The following is a 15,914-nucleotide window of genomic DNA, read 5'->3' as shown; positions in this document are numbered from 1 at the left end:
CCTCAGAGCGAAATCAATCGCTGATCACAGGATGTTGCCTGCACGCGTTCCGAGCGCGGACGATGCATCATCCGATCAAGACAATCGCATCGCAGTGCGTCGGGGAGGCTCCAAGGTGGGCACGGAAAAGTCAGATACGCTGATCCATGACGTGCCGGCCGGCTGGGCACGGCGGGCTCATGCTGACGCTGCGAAATACAGCAGCATGTATGCTTCGTCGGTGTCGACGCCGGATGCTTTCTGGGCGGAGCATGGCAAGCGGATCGACTGGATCAAGCCGTTCACGAAGGTGAAGAATACCTCCTTTGCGCCCGGCAAGGTCTCGATCAAGTGGTTCGAGGACGGCACCACGAATGTGGCGATGAACTGCATCGACCGGCATCTTGCCCGGCGTGCCGGTCAGGTCGCGATCATCTGGGAGGGCGACGATCCCGCCGAATCCAGGCACATCACCTACGCGGAGTTGCACGATCAGGTCTGTCGTTTCGCGAATGTCCTGAAAAGTCACGGTGTGAAGAAAGGCGACACCGTCACGATCTACCTGCCCATGATTCCGGAAGCCGCCTATGCCATGCTCGCCTGCGCGCGAATCGGGGCGGTCCATTCCATCGTGTTCGGCGGGTTCTCGCCGGATGCCCTGGCCGGACGTATCGAGGGCTGCCAGTCCAAAGTCCTGGTCACCGCCGATGAGGGGCTGCGCGGCGGGCGCAAGGTACCGCTGAAGGTCAATGCCGACGATGCGCTGAAGAAGGTGGCCGGCATCGTGAAGACGATGATCGTGGTCAAGCGCACCGGCGGTGGCATCGACTGGGTCGACGGCCGCGACGTCTGGTACGCGGACGAGGTGGCAAAGGCCTCGGCCGACTGCGCGCCGGTCGAAATGAACGCGGAGGATCCGCTATTCCTTCTTTACACGTCGGGTTCAACCGGTGCTCCAAAGGGCGTCGTTCACAGCACGGGTGGCTATCTCGTTTTTGCGTCGATGACGCACCAGTATGTGTTCGACTATCACGACGGCGACATCTACTGGTGCACCGCCGATGTCGGCTGGGTCACCGGCCACAGCTACATCGTCTATGGGCCGCTGGCCAACGGCGCGACCACGCTGATGTTCGAGGGGATCCCGAACTATCCCTCAACATCGCGCTTTTGGCAGGTCGTCGACAAACACAAGGTCAACATCTTCTACACCGCGCCGACCGCGATCCGTTCGTTGATGGGTGCGGGGGAAGAGCCGGTCAAACAGACCAGCCGTGCGTCGCTGCGCTTGCTCGGCTCGGTGGGCGAGCCGATCAATCCGGAAGCGTGGGATTGGTATCACCGCGTGGTCGGCGATGGACGTTGTCCGATCGTCGATACCTGGTGGCAGACCGAGACAGGCGGCATCTTGATCTCGCCGCTTCCCGGCGCGACGGCTTTGAAGCCCGGTTCGGCAACCCTGCCGTTTTTCGGAGTGATGCCGGAAGTGGTGGACGCAAGTGGTGCCGTGCTGACCGGCGCATGCGAAGGCAATCTCGTCATTGCCGATTCCTGGCCAGGCCAGATGCGCACGGTCTACGGCGACCACGAGCGCTTCATGCAGACCTACTTCGCGACCTATCCGGGCAAGTATTTCACCGGCGATGGCTGCCGGCGCGACGCCGACGGCTACTACTGGATCACCGGCCGCGTCGACGACGTCATCAACGTATCCGGTCATCGCATGGGGACAGCCGAAGTCGAAAGCGCGCTCGTCGCACATCAGAAGGTTTCCGAAGCCGCTGTTGTCGGTTTTCCGCACGACATCAAGGGGCAGGGCATCTACGCCTACGTCACCTTGATGTCGGATGCGGAGCCCTCCGGAGAGTTGCGCAAGGAACTAGTGGCCTGGGTCCGCAAGGAGATCGGACCGATCGCCGCACCCGATGTCATTCAGTTTGCGCCGGGCCTGCCCAAGACCCGCTCTGGAAAGATCATGCGTCGTATTCTGCGCAAAATCGCCGAGGACGAAGTCGGCGCGCTCGGGGACACCTCAACCCTGGCGGATCCGGCGGTGGTCGATGATCTCATCAAAAACCGCCATAGCCAAAAGGCGGCGCGGAAATGAATATCGACGCGATTTCGATCGGCGACAATCCCCCGGAGGACGTCAATGTCATCATCGAGGTTCCGATCGGCGGTGAACCGATCAAATACGAAATGAACAAGGCGGCGGGCGCGCTGTTCGTCGACCGCTTCCTGTATACGCCGATGCGCTATCCCGGAAATTACGGCTTCGTTCCGCACACGCTTTCGGACGATGGGGATCCGATCGACGTGCTCGTGGCCAATTCGCGGCCGATCGCTCCTGGCGCCATAATCAATGTGCGGCCGATCGGCGTGCTCAAGATGGATGACGAGGGCGGCGGCGACGAGAAGATCATCGCCGTGCCGATGCCGAAACTGACGATGCGCTACGCACACGTCAACGGGATCGCCGACATGCCGCAGATCGCGATCGAGCAGATCCAGCACTTCTTTGAACACTACAAGGATCTGGAGCCGGGGAAGTGGGTGAAGGTGATCGGATGGGGCGACAGTGCCGAAGCGCGCCGGCTGATCGTCGAGGCCATCGCGCGGGCAAAGAGCTGAAACCGAGATATGGGCAATGATATGAGACTGGTTCTGTTGGGGCCGCCAGGCGCAGGTAAGGGCACGCAGGCGACGAGGATCGTCACTCGATTTGCGATCCCGCAATTGTCGACCGGCGACATGCTGCGCCAGGCGGTTGCGGAAGGCACGGCTGCGGGATTGCGCGTCAAGCACATCATGGATCGGGGTGAACTTGTGCCCGACGACGTCGTGGTATCGGTGATCGCTAATCGTATCGACCATTCCGATGCGGTAAGCGGCTTTATCCTTGACGGCTTCCCGCGCACGGTCGCGCAGGCCGAAGCGCTCGATCAGGAACTCGCCACCCGGGGCATCAAGCTCGATGCGGTGCTTGAGCTCGAGGTCGACGAAGATGCGCTGCTCGACCGCATCAAAGGGCGCGCCGACGATGCGGCAAGCCGAGGCGAGCCGGTGCGCCGCGACGATAATCCCGAGGTCTTCAAGACCCGGCTCAGCGTTTATCGCGAGCAAACCGCGCCGGTCACGGAATACTACCGGTCGCAGGGACTGCTCAACGTCGTCGACGGTTTGCAGCCGATTGACGCCGTGACCGAACAGCTCGCCGCGGCGCTTGCGGCAGTAACGTCCGATCAGATCAGGAGTGATGTCAGATGAAAGCGTTTACCTTCCAGGCACCCCCCAACATCCTGTTCGAGGCAGGCGCATCGAAAAAGCTGGCGGAGTTGGTCGCTGGATACGGGGCAAAACGTGTTCTGCTGGTCACGGATAAGGGCGTACGCAATGCAGGCCTGACCAGAAACGCCGAGGCTGGCCTGGTTGCCGGCGGCTGCGAACTGACGATATTCGAAGATGTGGAGGCGGATCCGCCGTCGCATATCATCGAGCGGGCGGTCGCACTGTGTCGTGACAAGGACATCGAGCTGGTTGCCTCAATCGGCGGCGGCAGCGCGCTCGATACCGCGAAGTTGGTGGCCTATCTGGCCAAAACGCCTGATCGCCTCGAAGATATCTACGGCGTCGGCCTTGCCAAGGGCGAACGCCTTCCGCTGCTGCTGGTGCCGACAACGGCCGGAACGGGCTCGGAGGTGACCCCGATTGCGATCGTCACCACGCCGACGACCGAGAAAAAGGGCGTCGTTGCGCCCCGCCTGCTCCCGGACTGGGCGATCCTCGATCCGGAGCTGACGCTCGGCCTGCCGCCGCATGTCACCGCGGCGACCGGCATCGACGCCATGGTCCATGCGATCGAAGCCTATACCAGCAAGCACCGGAAGAATCCGATGTCGGACCAGTTGGCACGGCAGGCTCTCGCCCTGCTGTCGGCGAATGTCCGGACGGTCTGTGCGGACGGATCTAATCTCGAAGCGCGGTCGCAAATGCTGCTGGGTTCGATGCTGGCCGGCATGGCGTTCGCCAATTCCCCGGTCGCCGCCGTGCACGCGCTGGCCTATCCGATCGGCGCGCTGTTCCACGTGCCGCATGGCCTGTCGAATGCCTTGGTGCTGACCCAGGTGCTGCGGTTCAATTTGCCGGAGGCGGAAGGCCTCTACGCCGAACTGGCGCCGATCGTCGATCCCAAATCGGAAGGAATGAGCGTCAGCCAGCGGGCACGGCTGTTCGTCGATGCGATCGCGGCGATCTGCCGGGATTGCAACGTGCCGGCCTCGCTGGCCGATGTCGGCATTGCGAGGGGTGACCTGAAGAAGCTCGCCGAGGATGCGATGAAGCAGACGCGGCTTCTCGTGAACAATCCGCGGGAATTGAGCTTCGACGATGCGCTGGCGATCTACACCGAGGCGTTCGGCAACCGCGCGGCGGCCTGAGCGGCACAAAGAGTGAGCAGCATGAGCGAGAACGACAAATCGGCTTCCGCTGATTCCGATCCCGGCCTCGAATGGGCGAAGCTGTGGCAGACGATGGCCGAATCCTCGAACCGCATGGTCGAGGCGTGGTCGGGGTCGATGGCACCGTTCATGCTGGCGCGTCTGTCGGAAAAGCCGGGTGGTTTTGGCGACGGCAACGAACTGTCGGCAGCGATCGAGCGGATGGCGCAGGGGCCGCGGCTGGCCGACGTCTGGGACATCGACCGGAAAATGGCGTTGGCCTTTGGGGCCTGGATCGAGATGCGCCAGCGGCTTGCGAGCTACAATGCGGTTGCTGCCGCTCCATGGCCTGAAGCGTCGAAGCGGTTTTACGAGACGATGTCCGCCACCGGTAGCGATGGCTCCCCGCATCCGGAGTGGCGCGAGGCGTTCGCCAAATGGAGCGAAATCTCCAACGAGGAACTGATCCGGAATCAGCGCACCGACGGCTTCTTGCAAGCTCAGAAGGAACTGCTGCAGGCGGGATTGAAGTTACGGAGCCGGCAGGATGATGTCGCTGAGGCCGCGTCAGCCATGTTGGGGCTGCCGACCCGCAAGGATTTCGACGACGTGACGCAGCAATTGACCGAACTCCGCCGAGAAGTCCGTACGCTCGCCCGCCAGATCCGCGACCAGAAGAGCGAAGCCGCACGATGAGCGATCAGGAGAACCAAACCTCGCGCTTCGCCCGGGACATGGCGGCCAACGCCGAGAAGATGTTCAAGGCGACACAGTTGATCGCCAATACGCGGGATGAAGACGTCGCCATCGGCACGACACCGAAGCATCTCATGATGCGCCGCGACAAGGTCGAGCTGTTCCATTATGAGCCGATGGCGGAAGCGACGGCGAAGACGCCCGTCCTTTTGGCCTACGGCCTGATCGGGCGGTATACCATGGCTGATTTACAGCCTGACCGCTCGCTGGTGCGCAGCCTTCTCTCAAAAGGGCTCGATCTCTGGCTGATCGACTGGGGCCAGCCGGGCCGAACCGAGCGATGGCTGAAAATTGATGATTACGTCGATGACTACATCGATGCCGCAGTCGACCGCATCGCGCAGGAAACCGGCCATGACAAGATCACGCTGCTCGGCATCTGCGAAGGCGGCGTCTTTACGACGTGCTACACCGCTCTGCATCCGGAAAAGGTCAAAAATCTCGTCATCACCATTACCCCAATCGACTTCCATGCCGATGTCAAGGACAAGGCCGCGCACCACGGCTTCCTCAACCTTTGGACCCGCAGCCTCGATCCTGATGACATCGACAAGCTGGTCGATACTTACGGCGTGCTGCCGGGCGAGTTCATGAGCTCGGTGTTCTCGATGATGACGCCGATGCGCTCACTGACGAAATACAATGTCGATCTCATCGACGTCGTCGATGACGAGGCCAAGTTCATGAATTTCCTCCGCATGGAAAAGTGGCTCGCGGACCGTCCGCATCATCCTGGCGGAGCGGCGAAGCAGTGGCTGAAGGATCTCTACCAGGAGAACCGCCTGGTCGATGGCAGCTTTGAACTGTCCGGCCGTCGGGTCGATCTGAAGTCTATCACGGCTCCCGTGCTGAATGTTTTTGCGTTGGATGACCATATCATTCCGCCGGACTGCTCGCGCGCGCTCGGAGCGAAGATAGGCAGCACGGATTACACCGAAATTCCGCTGCCCGGCGGCCATGTCGGCCTGTTCGTCTCCAGCAAATCGCAGGGCAAGCTGAGCCAGAGCATTGCCGACTGGCTGGTCGCCCGCGACGCCAATCCCGGAAGTGAAGCCTGATGCGCAACAAGATCGTCGACGCCGCCGAGGCGGTTGCCATCATCCGTTCCGGTGACACCGTCGCCTCGTCCGGCTTCGTCGGCGTGGGAACGCCCGATGAAATCATCAAGGCGCTGGAGCGGCGTTTCGTGCAGACCGGAGAGCCGCGGGACCTTTCGCTGGTGTTCGCGGCGGCGCCGGGAGACGGCGCCGATCGCGGCCTCAACCGCCTGGCGCATCCCGGCCTGATCAAACGCCTGGTCGGCGGACATTTCGGCCTGGTTCCGAAGCTCGCCCGGATGGCGGTCGACAATCACGTCGAGGCCTATAACTTGCCGCTCGGATGCGTATCGCATCTGTTTCGTGAAATTGCGGGGCGCAAGGCCGGGCTTCTCTCCAAGGTCGGGCTCGGCACCTTCGTCGATCCGGCCAATGGTGGCGGAAAGCTGAATGCGCGCACCACCGAAGAGCTGGTGCGGATGATCGAAATCGACGGCGAACAATGGCTGTTCTACAAGGCATTTCCCATCAACGTTGCGATCATCAGAGGTACCACCGCCGACCACAACGGCAACATCTCGATGGAAAAAGAGGCGTTGACCCTCGACAATCTGGCGCTGGCAACGGCCGCCAAGAACTGCAAGGGATTCGTCATCGCGCAGGTGGAGCGCATCGCCGCCTCCGGCTCGCTCAATCCGCGTCACGTCAAAATTCCGAGCGTCTTGATCGACTGCGTCGTCGTTGCGCAGCCCGAAAACCATGTCCAGACCTATGCCACGGGTTACAACGGAGCATTTTCGGGCGAATTGCGCGCGCCGGCCGATCGCAATGTTCCGATGGCGCTGGATAACCGCAAGATCATTGCGCGCCGCTGCGCCCTGGAATTGCCGATGGGCGGCGTGGTCAATCTCGGCATCGGCATGCCGGAGGGAGTCGCCTCGGTTGCCGCCGAAGAAAAGCTGTTCGACTTTGTGACGCTGACTGCCGAGCCCGGCATCATCGGCGGTATTCCGCAAGGCGGTCTCGATTTCGGTGCTTCGATCAATGCAGAATCGATCATCGACCAGAACCAGATGTTCGATTTCTACGACGGCGGCGGGCTCGATCTGGCCTGTCTCGGCATGGCTCAGGTCAATGGCCGCGGCGACGTCAACGTCAGCCTGTTCAATGGCCGTCTGGCCGGCGCCGGCGGCTTCATCAACATATCCCAGAATGCGCGCCGGCTGATCTTCGCAGGCACCTTCACCACCGGTGGGCTCAAGACGTCGGTCGTGGATGGTCAGCTCAAGATCCTCAGCGAAGGCAAGTCCTCGAAATTCATCGACAAGGTGGATCAGATCACGTTTTCGGGCCAGCTTGCCGCAACCAACAGGCAGCCCGTTCTCTATGTGACGGAGCGATGCGTGTTCCGCCTCACTCCCGAGGGTCTCGAACTGATCGAGATCGCGCCGGGTATCGATATGGAGCGCGACATTCTCGCGCTCATGGGCTTTCGGCCCATCATCCGCGCGCCGAAATCCATGGATGTTTCGCTGTTCAGCGAGGCCCTGATGCAGCTCGACGACCGGCTGCTCAATCGGCCGCTGGCGGAGCGGCTGTCGTACGATGCCGATCGCAACACGCTTTTTCTCGGACTTGACGGCTATCGGGTCCATAGAGATGCCGACGTCGAGGTAATCCGGGCGTCGATCCTCGAACTCTTCCATCGTGTCGGACGCCGGTTTTCCGCAGTCGTCAACTACGATTCGTCTTACATCGCTCCCGACATGACGGAGAAATGGTTTTCAATGGCCGCCGAGGTCGAGCGGACCTGCTACGATCATGCCTCGCGCTACACCACCAGCGCATTCATGCGCCTGAAGCTCGGCGACGCGCTGGCCCGCCGCGACGTCGCGCCGCATATCTTCGAAACCTCGGCCGACGCCCACCGGTTTGTCGAATAGACCGATGGGGCTGAAATCCACCGAGTTGCGCCCCACGGACTGGCCTGAAGGACGGCAGAGGGCGCCCGACCGCACCGGATCGGTGCGCGGGCTGACCCGGCGCAGCTTCCATCGTATCGCATTCACGGATTGGGGCCCAGCACCCGCGGTGCGGCCGGTGCTCTGCGTCCATGGGTTGACCAGAAACGGCCGCGACTTCGATCACCTCGCCGCAGTTCTCGCAATGGCAGGGCGGCAGGTCGTCTGCCCGGACTTGCCGGGCCGCGGACAAAGCGAACGGCTGCACGACAGCAGCGACTATGCCTTGCCGCAATATTGCAGCGACATGACCGTGTTGATGGCAGCTCTTGGTGCAACGGAGATCGATTGGGTTGGAACGTCGCTGGGCGGCTTGATCGGGATGGTGCTGGCTGCCCTTCCGGGCAGTCCGATCCGTCGCATCGTCATCAACGACATCGGACCCTATCTGCCCTGGACCGGATTGCTTCGTCTCGGTGCCAATCTCAACGAGGCGCCCAAATCGTTTGAGACGATCGAACAGGCCGAAGGCTACTACCGGCGGGTTCTGGCGCCTTTCGGGCGATTGGAGGATGTGCACTGGCGGCATCTGACAACGCATAGCGTGGCCTGGAGCGTGGAGGGGCGCTGCTTCAAGCCGCTGTGCGATGCGAACATCGCTCAGGCCTTTCGAAACCCTTGGCACTACAGCGTCGATCTCTGGAAATACTGGGATGCGATCGATGTCCCCATTCTGGTCATACGCGGGCAGCAATCGGATTTGCTTTCCGAAGGCGTCCTCAAGGACATGATGCGGCGCAATCGCAATGTCCGCGTTCACACCGTCGCGGACTGCGGGCATGCGCCGGCCCTGATCGCTGACGAACAGATCGAGGTCGTGACGCAGTTTCTGAGCGGCCACGACTCCACTTAGCGCTGAATGCTTCATGCCGAACTGCATCATAACGTGTTAATTCCAACCTGGCTGTCTTCATCATGGCTTCGAAACTCACGCTCAAAGATCCGACCCTGTTGCGCGATGCCTGTCCGGTGGCAGGTGCGTGGGTAGCCGCCGATAACGGCGCCACCATCACGGTCGATAATCCCTCGACCGGCGCCGTGGTCGGACATGTCCCCAACATGGGGATGGCCGAGACCCGGCGGGCGATTGAATTCGCCAACGCTGCGCTACCGGCGTGGCGAGCCCGTACCGCGAAAGAGCGCGCCGTGATCCTGCGACGCTGGTTCGATCTGATGATGGCGAACCAGGACGATCTCGGTGCGATCATGACGGCGGAGCAGGGCAAGCCGCTCGCTGAAGCCAAGGGCGAGATCGCCTATGCCGCAAGCTTCGTCGAGTGGTTCGGCGAGGAAGCAAAACGCGTCTATGGCGATACGATCCCGGGGTTCACGGCCGACCGACGCATCATCGTGCTAAAGCAGCCGATCGGCGTTTGTGCCGCAATCACCCCGTGGAATTTTCCGGCGGCGATGATCACGCGCAAGGCGGGCCCGGCCCTGGCGGCGGGTTGCACCATGGTCGTCAAGCCGGCAAGCCAGACACCACTGTCCGCGCTGGCGCTTGCGCTGCTGGCGGAGCGGGCAGGCGTCCCTCAAGGTGTGCTGTCCGTCATCACAGGTTCGGCGTCGGCGATCGGCGGCGAAATGACCTCCAATCCGATCGTACGCAAGGTGACATTCGCGGGTTCGACCGAAATCGGCAAGAAGCTGATGGCGCAGAGCGCGTCGACGGTGATGCGGACATCGATGCCGCGGTCAAGGGCGCGATGGCTTCGAAATACCGCAATGCCGGCCAGACCTGTGTTTGCGTCAATCGCTTCCTTGCGCAGGACAAGATCTACGATTTGTTTGTCTCGCGTCTGGCTGAGGCGGTTAGTGCGTTCAAGATCGGTGACGGGTTCGAGCCCGGCGTCGCGATTGGTCCGCTGATCGACATCGCCGCCGTGGAGAAAGTCGAAGAGCATGTTTCCGATGCGGTTTCCAAGGGAGCGCGCGTCGCCATCGGTGGGAAGCGCCATGCGCTTGGCCGCACGTTCTTTGAACCGACGGTATTGGCGGACGCCACGCCGGACATGTTGATCTTCCGGGAGGAAGCTTTTGGCCCGGTCGCGCCCGTATTCCGCTTCAAGACTGAAGAGGAAGCGATCCGCCTTGCGAACGATACCGAGTTCGGACTTGCGGCCTATTTCTACGGCCGCGATATCGGACGGGTCTGGCGCGTTGCCGAAGCGCTCGAGTACGGCATCGTCGGTATCAACGAAGGCCTGATCTCGACCGAGGTTGCACCGTTCGGCGGCGTCAAGGAGAGCGGCAACGGCCGTGAGGGTTCGAAATACGGCATCGAGGACTATCTGGAAATCAAATACCTCTGCATGGGTAGCATCCAGAGTTCTGCCACTTGAGCGGCTGCCGGCATCGCGGAACAACGCATGGGCGGAAACCGTTTCGGGCCGTAGCTTGAATGGGGAGGGAGCGGCCACGTAGGGAATAGTCGCAACATTCAGCGGTTTAGTTTTGTTGCTCGGAATATCGAAATTCGCCGCGAAAATTTTTCCGACACTCCGGAATCGAAGTTGCCGAATAAGTGGTCGTTATCATTTATATTCGTGGGACAGGCGCCACTAACAATTCGCTTCACAGCTCAGCTCAACGCGTGAGCGGCCAATCCGTAGACCCACGGCTCGTTTTCCTTTCGGTTGAGGAATCGCCGCCCCTTGGACATGGTTGTGACCGTCTCGCTGATCGCGAGGCGGCTCTGCTGAAGATAGTCAGCAAACAGGCCCGTCTGCTCCCGGGTATCGACGCGGGCGAAACGGCCGGTGAGATCCTTAAGATGCACGGCCGTGAGATGGATCGCGTCATAATCATTGCTGGCGACAATGGGACCGATCACGTGACCACGCCCGAATTCGCGCTTCATGGAGTAGCCGACGGTCTTGCCGTCGCGGCGCAGTACACAGATTGACGCACCTTCCGAAAGCAGAGCAAGCAGCTCCCGGCGGCTCGTGCCGAACGCGCGCTCATCCAGCGCCGCAATCTCATTGAGAGTTTCGGCTGACGCCGACCTCAATTCGCCATCCAGAACTGATGTCGGTGGAAGGGGTGATACGATCTCTCCCTGCCACTGATACACGACCGCTTCCTTGGTGAAGCCCAGCGACAGATAAAGATGATAGGCAGCATCGGTCGAGTTCAGGGCAAGATTCCGATCCTCGCACCGTTCGAACACCTGTTCCATCAGCCATCGGCCGGTACCTTGTGCTTGGGTGCGCGGCGATGTGAGTACCAGGCCGATGGTGGCGAATTCGCGTCCGTGGGGGAACCACATCGCACTTCCGAAAACGCGCCCGATGCCGTCAACAGCGACGATGCCCTGACCGGCGCGGCGCAGGAAATCCCAGTCCTTTGGCCGATGCGGCCAGCCGACGGCAATCGAGAGCGCGTGGAGCAGCTTCACATCAACGTCTCGAATGTCGCGCGCGACCAATTCGAAGGACTTCAGGCGTACGGATCGTCCCATCTCAGTTCATTCCTTCGCGGAATGCCAACGTCTATGGCTTGTCGTGCTTTATGAACCTGCTGCCCAGTTGCGACAGCAGACGTGTTTGCCGCAGCATTGCACGGAAAGCCAGCAGGTTTCACCTGTTTTGGTGCAAGTGTTCGAAATGTTCGGCATATAGCGCACCGATATTCGGCAGAGAAAGCTTCTGCTTGCCGCTAGGCTGTAGATGTCCGGCGAGCTCGCTGCGCGCCAACAAGTCATCGAGCATCTCGCCGCGTGACACGAAGGGTCCCTAGATGGGGTTTCTTTTCAATTCCGATGCCGCTCGGGGCGCAATTTTCCGCCAGATATTTGCGCGCGAGCTCCCCGATCTGGAATTCTACCAGGGTAGGAAAAGCATCGACCCGGAAAAGGTGCGGTATCTGCTGACCTGGAACGTGCCGGACGACGTCTCGCGTTATCGCAATTTGGAGGTGCTCTTTTCGATCGGTGCCGGAGTCGACCAGTTCGTGCCCGAGATCATACCCGATCATGTGATGCTGGTGCGTATGGTCGAGGATGGCATCATACGCATGATGCAGGAATACGTCGTGCTTGGCGTGCTGGCGCTCCATCGCGAGATGCTCGCATATCGGGAGCAGCAGAGAAGGGGCGAGTGGCAAGATATTGTCACTCCACAGGCGACCGAACGCCGCGTGGGTTTCCTGGGCGTTGGGATGCTGGCGCAAGCGGCAATCGATCGCCTCAAGCCCTTTGGATTTTCCCTTGCCGCATGGAGCCGCAGCAAAAAGGTAGTCGAGGGCGTCACCTGCTTTCATGGCGACGATCGGCTGGGCAGTTTCCTGAGAGGAACGGATATTCTCGTCTGTCTTCTGCCCCTGACGGAGCAAACCCGCGGCCTCCTGAACGCAAAACTCTTCTCGCTTTTGCCGATGGGAGCGCGACTGCTGCATGTCGGCCGCGGCCCGCAGCTCGATCAGGCCGCACTCATCGAGGCGCTCGACAGCGGCCGCCTCGCGGCAGCTATGCTCGATGTCACTGACCCCGAGCCGCTGCCGGAAGGCCATGCGCTCTGGGCACATCCGAAGGTCATGATAACGCCGCACATCGCATCCGTGACGCAACCGCATACGGCGGCACAATCCGTCGTAGAAAACATCAGGCGCCACCGCGCGGGAAAAAATCCGATCGGGCTTGTTGATCGAACACTCGGCTATTAACCAGGGATAATGCCATGTCACTTCTGATTACTATCGATACCGATCCGGACTTCGCACCAAAGAACACCTTGCCTGCTCCGGAACGACTCATTTCGGGCAATCCATCCTTCAAGACCTGGGCGCAGGACGCCTCCAAAGCCGAGAAGGTGCTGACCGGCGTCTGGGAAGCAACGCCCGGCGAGACCCATTCCATCAAAGGCACCACTTACGAGTTCTGCCACATCATCTCGGGTCTCATCGAAATTGAGGAAAAGGGTGGTGAGACCAGGACTTACCGCGGCGGCGACAGCTTCGTGATGAAACCGGGCTTTGTCGGCGTCTGGCGCACGATCGAGACCGTGCGAAAGATCTACGTCAGCGCTTATGACTGAGCGCAATGCTCAGAGCGGTCGAAATCTGGCTTGGCAGAACAATCGACTTTCAAAGTCGCGCCTGACCGGCTTCAGCGCCGTCAGGCAATTCTCGATGAAAAAATGCGGTGTGCGGCCTTTATTGCTCAAATGAGCCGGCTTTGCTCGCCAGTCGCAAATCCAAGAGCGTTCTCGTCGTGCAGACCTGCTCGGTTGGCAAGCAGGAATGGCGGAGTTGGGCCCGAAGGCAAAGGAACATGTAGATGATTGCATTGAAGGACAAGGATCTGTTTCGCCAGCAAGGGCTGATCGGCGGCAATTGGCGAGATGCGAGCGCGAAAGCCACTGTCAATGTCATTGATCCTGCCAGCCAGAACGTCCTTGGTACCATCCCCGATATGGGGCGTAACGAGACTGCGGCTGCAATCAACGCTGCGGCTGATGCGTTCAAAGCTTGGAAGAAGACTACTCATGCAAAACGCGCGGCACTTTTGGAGCGTTGGTATGAGCTGATGCGGCAGCATGAGCAGGATCTGGCGCTCTTGTTGACTCTGGAACAGGGCAAGCCGCTTGCTGAATCGCTCGGAGAAATCCGCTATGGGGCATCCTTCGTAAAATGGTTTGCGGAAGAGACACGCCGGATCAACGGATCGACCATCCCTTCACCCACTGCCGATCGCCGCATTCTGGTGCTGAAAGAGCCGGTAGGCCTCTGCGGGATCATCACCCCCTGGAACTTTCCTAACGCCATGATCACGCGCAAGGTGGCACCTGCGCTTGCTGCGGGCTGCACCGTGGTCATTAAGCCATCTGAATTTACGCCGTTTTCGGCGCTCGCGATCGGCGTTCTTGCGCAGCGGGCAGGGATCCCGGCGGGCGTGATTAATATCGTGACGGGCATGCCCGCGGAAATCGGCCAGGAACTGATGGACAATGAAACTGTCCGCAAGATCTCGTTTACCGGGTCGACTCGCGTCGGCGCATTGCTGATGAAAGGCGCCGCCGCCAACATCAAGAAGCTCAGCCTCGAGCTCGGCGGCAACGCGCCGTTCATCGTCTTTGATGATGCCGATGTTGACCGGGCCGTCGAGGGCGCGATTGCGTCGAAGTTTCGTAATGGCGGACAGACCTGCGTTTGCTGCAATCGCATTCTGGTGCAATCCGGCGTTTACGGTGCCTTTGCGAAAAGGCTCGCCAGCCGGGTCGCAAAAATGAAGGTCGGTGCCGGCACCGAAGAAGGTGTCGAAATCGGACCAATGATCAATGGCGCGGCGATAGAAAAGATCAAGCGGCACGTCACAGACGCCCTGGACAAAGGCGCGAAGATCATCTCGCAGAGCGAACGTATGCCGGAAGGTCGGCAGTATGCGCGCCCCGTCGTGCTCGGTGAGGCAACGACTGACATGCTCTTGGCCTCAGAAGAGACGTTCGGACCAGTCGCGCCGCTTTTCCGCTTCGAGACGGAGGACGAAGCGATCGCGATCGCGAACGGCACGCCCTTCGGCCTTGCCGCCTACTTCTACACTGAAAACCTCAAGCGCTCGTGGCGCGTTGCCGAGGCGCTGGAATTCGGCATGGTGGGCCTGAACACCGGCCTGATCTCGACCGAGGTCGCGCCGTTCGGCGGTGTAAAGCAGTCCGGGCTGGGGCGCGAAGGATCCCAGCTCGGGATAGATGAATATCTTGAGATCAAAACGCTTCATGTCGGCGGATTGGAATAAGGGGGCGATTCCTGGTTTCAGGAGAGGAATCGAAGGGTTCTCCGATTTTGCGGCGGACCGCATCCGCGCGACAACACCATGATGCCTCGACAGCGAAGTAACACAATTCTGTCGGATGAGTAGTTCGAACACAGAAAAAGGGAGCGGTTGAACCGCCCCCTTTATTCATCACGCAACAGTCTCTACTGAAATTTTCGAAGGTCTACGTGCCGCGAAAGAGCCCGAAAAGGATACGCCTTCACGCACTTCTTCGAAGGGGCTCCAAGCCGACTGCGGCGGCGAGCCCGCCGATGTCAGCGACCTCACTGTATTCATAGAAGGGATTCGCGGGCTCATGACCGCGGTTCACCCACACCTTGCTCTTGATGCCCAGGTCGTAGGCTGTCATCAGGTCGTAGCGGAAGGAGGATGAGACGTGGGTGATATCTTCCGGACCGCAGCCAAGCTTGTCCAGCATGTATTCAAAGCCTTTCATGTGCGGCTTGTAGGCGCCGGTTTCCTCGGCCGTGATGACCGTGTGGAAGGGCGCGCCGAGCTTCTCGACGTTCGACATGATGAGGTTCTTCATGGAATTCGACAGGATGACCAGCGGAATCTCCCTGGCAACTTTGGCCAGACCCGCCGGGACGTCGGGGTGTGGACCCCATGTGTGGATCTCTTCATTGATGCGCTGGGCATCCTCCGGCCGAAATACGACACCGTTGCGCTTGCACGCGCGCTCTACCGAATTATGCACGACCTCGAAGTATGGCTTCCACGCGCCAAGAACTTCGTCCAGGCGATAGGCGGCGAAATCCTTGATGAAACTTGCCATCGTCGTGGCAGAAAGCTGGGAGGCGTAGACTCGCCTTGCCGCACCGGCCATGTCGAAATTCGTCAGCGTGCCGTAGCAATCGAAAGTGATATATTTCGGTCGGAACTCGGTCATGTCGTGGTATCCTCCAATCCTCTC

Annotated in this window: 13 protein-coding genes and 1 pseudogene; 12 read left to right on the top strand and 2 right to left on the bottom strand. The window is 60.5% G+C overall.

Annotated features, from left to right (window positions below; all coding sequences use genetic code 11):
* Positions 1 to 31 precede the first annotated feature (31 nt).
* The 9 genes and pseudogenes from acs (at position 32) to AC0L23_RS09285 (ending at position 10,571) form a co-directional block, all read left to right on the top strand.
* The gene (gene acs / locus AC0L23_RS09325; RefSeq protein WP_240543312.1) at positions 32 to 2,086 is read left to right on the top strand and encodes an acetate--CoA ligase; all 2,055 of its coding nucleotides are present in this window, start codon (positions 32 to 34) and stop codon (positions 2,084 to 2,086) included.
* Complete coding sequence (ppa, locus tag AC0L23_RS09320; protein WP_018453173.1) at positions 2,083 to 2,610, top strand: inorganic diphosphatase; 528 nt, start codon at positions 2,083 to 2,085, stop codon at positions 2,608 to 2,610. Before acs ends, ppa begins: the two co-directional genes overlap by 4 nt.
* 21 nt (positions 2,611 to 2,631) lie before the next feature.
* Complete coding sequence (locus AC0L23_RS09315; RefSeq protein ID WP_085361182.1) at positions 2,632 to 3,246, top strand: adenylate kinase; 615 nt, start codon at positions 2,632 to 2,634, stop codon at positions 3,244 to 3,246.
* Entirely contained in the window at positions 3,243 to 4,415 is a 1,173-nt protein-coding gene (locus AC0L23_RS09310) for an iron-containing alcohol dehydrogenase (RefSeq protein WP_018453175.1), read from the top strand. Before AC0L23_RS09315 ends, AC0L23_RS09310 begins: the two co-directional genes overlap by 4 nt.
* 21 nt (positions 4,416 to 4,436) lie before the next feature.
* A complete protein-coding gene (locus AC0L23_RS09305) occupies positions 4,437 to 5,111 on the top strand; it encodes a poly(R)-hydroxyalkanoic acid synthase subunit PhaE (RefSeq protein ID WP_039798611.1) in 675 nt (224 codons plus the stop codon).
* A complete protein-coding gene (gene phaC, locus AC0L23_RS09300; protein ID WP_018453177.1) occupies positions 5,108 to 6,229 on the top strand; it encodes a class III poly(R)-hydroxyalkanoic acid synthase subunit PhaC in 1,122 nt (373 codons plus the stop codon). The genes AC0L23_RS09305 and phaC overlap by 4 nt, the downstream gene beginning before the upstream one ends.
* Complete coding sequence (locus tag AC0L23_RS09295; RefSeq protein ID WP_085361112.1) at positions 6,229 to 8,151, top strand: acyl CoA:acetate/3-ketoacid CoA transferase; 1,923 nt, start codon at positions 6,229 to 6,231, stop codon at positions 8,149 to 8,151. Before phaC ends, AC0L23_RS09295 begins: the two co-directional genes overlap by 1 nt.
* Before the next feature lie 4 nt (positions 8,152 to 8,155).
* Complete coding sequence (locus AC0L23_RS09290) at positions 8,156 to 9,082, top strand: alpha/beta fold hydrolase (protein ID WP_085361111.1); 927 nt, start codon at positions 8,156 to 8,158, stop codon at positions 9,080 to 9,082.
* Positions 9,083 to 9,144: 62 nt separating this feature from the next.
* Positions 9,145 to 10,571, top strand: a pseudogene (locus AC0L23_RS09285) (succinate-semialdehyde dehydrogenase).
* Between the two features lie 239 nt (positions 10,572 to 10,810).
* On the opposite strand, the gene AC0L23_RS09280 reads toward AC0L23_RS09285, so the two are convergent.
* A complete protein-coding gene (locus tag AC0L23_RS09280; protein ID WP_085361110.1) occupies positions 10,811 to 11,689 on the bottom strand; it encodes a GNAT family N-acetyltransferase in 879 nt (292 codons plus the stop codon).
* Positions 11,690 to 11,967: 278 nt separating this feature from the next.
* Between AC0L23_RS09280 and AC0L23_RS09275 the strand changes: the two genes are divergently transcribed.
* The 3 genes from AC0L23_RS09275 (at position 11,968) to AC0L23_RS09265 (ending at position 14,962) form a co-directional block, all read left to right on the top strand.
* Complete coding sequence (locus AC0L23_RS09275) at positions 11,968 to 12,891, top strand: 2-hydroxyacid dehydrogenase (protein WP_085361109.1); 924 nt, start codon at positions 11,968 to 11,970, stop codon at positions 12,889 to 12,891.
* A gap of 14 nt (positions 12,892 to 12,905) precedes the next feature.
* Positions 12,906 to 13,262, top strand: coding sequence for a cupin domain-containing protein (locus AC0L23_RS09270; protein ID WP_085361108.1), 357 nt, complete (start codon positions 12,906 to 12,908; stop codon positions 13,260 to 13,262).
* Positions 13,263 to 13,504: 242 nt separating this feature from the next.
* Positions 13,505 to 14,962, top strand: coding sequence for an NAD-dependent succinate-semialdehyde dehydrogenase (locus AC0L23_RS09265; RefSeq protein WP_085361107.1), 1,458 nt, complete (start codon positions 13,505 to 13,507; stop codon positions 14,960 to 14,962).
* A gap of 238 nt (positions 14,963 to 15,200) precedes the next feature.
* Here the strand turns inward: AC0L23_RS09265 and AC0L23_RS09260 are convergent, their stop codons facing one another.
* Positions 15,201 to 15,890 (bottom strand): haloacid dehalogenase type II, encoded by a 690-nt coding sequence (locus AC0L23_RS09260; protein ID WP_085361106.1) that lies wholly within the window; start codon positions 15,888 to 15,890, stop codon positions 15,201 to 15,203.
* Positions 15,891 to 15,914 lie beyond the last annotated feature (24 nt).

The organism is Bradyrhizobium sp. MI1.4, assembly GCF_055811315.1.
This window is presented reverse-complemented; position numbering and strand designations above follow the sequence as displayed.

What these genes read in the sequence shown, in the direction of transcription:
- AC0L23_RS09305 (WP_039798611.1), top strand. Translation starts at nt 4,437, where the DNA reads ATGAGCGAGAACGACAAATCGGCTTCCGCTGATTCCGATCCCGGCCTC.
- AC0L23_RS09260 (WP_085361106.1), bottom strand. Translation starts at nt 15,890, where the DNA reads ATGACCGAGTTCCGACCGAAATATATCACTTTCGATTGCTACGGCACG.
- acs (WP_240543312.1), top strand. Translation starts at nt 32, where the DNA reads ATGTTGCCTGCACGCGTTCCGAGCGCGGACGATGCATCATCCGATCAA.
- AC0L23_RS09280 (WP_085361110.1), bottom strand. Translation starts at nt 11,689, where the DNA reads ATGGGACGATCCGTACGCCTGAAGTCCTTCGAATTGGTCGCGCGCGAC.
- AC0L23_RS09295 (WP_085361112.1), top strand. Translation starts at nt 6,229, where the DNA reads ATGCGCAACAAGATCGTCGACGCCGCCGAGGCGGTTGCCATCATCCGT.
- AC0L23_RS09270 (WP_085361108.1), top strand. Translation starts at nt 12,906, where the DNA reads ATGTCACTTCTGATTACTATCGATACCGATCCGGACTTCGCACCAAAG.
- AC0L23_RS09265 (WP_085361107.1), top strand. Translation starts at nt 13,505, where the DNA reads ATGATTGCATTGAAGGACAAGGATCTGTTTCGCCAGCAAGGGCTGATC.
- ppa (WP_018453173.1), top strand. Translation starts at nt 2,083, where the DNA reads ATGAATATCGACGCGATTTCGATCGGCGACAATCCCCCGGAGGACGTC.
- phaC (WP_018453177.1), top strand. Translation starts at nt 5,108, where the DNA reads ATGAGCGATCAGGAGAACCAAACCTCGCGCTTCGCCCGGGACATGGCG.
- AC0L23_RS09315 (WP_085361182.1), top strand. Translation starts at nt 2,632, where the DNA reads ATGAGACTGGTTCTGTTGGGGCCGCCAGGCGCAGGTAAGGGCACGCAG.
- AC0L23_RS09290 (WP_085361111.1), top strand. Translation starts at nt 8,156, where the DNA reads ATGGGGCTGAAATCCACCGAGTTGCGCCCCACGGACTGGCCTGAAGGA.
- AC0L23_RS09275 (WP_085361109.1), top strand. Translation starts at nt 11,968, where the DNA reads ATGGGGTTTCTTTTCAATTCCGATGCCGCTCGGGGCGCAATTTTCCGC.
- AC0L23_RS09310 (WP_018453175.1), top strand. Translation starts at nt 3,243, where the DNA reads ATGAAAGCGTTTACCTTCCAGGCACCCCCCAACATCCTGTTCGAGGCA.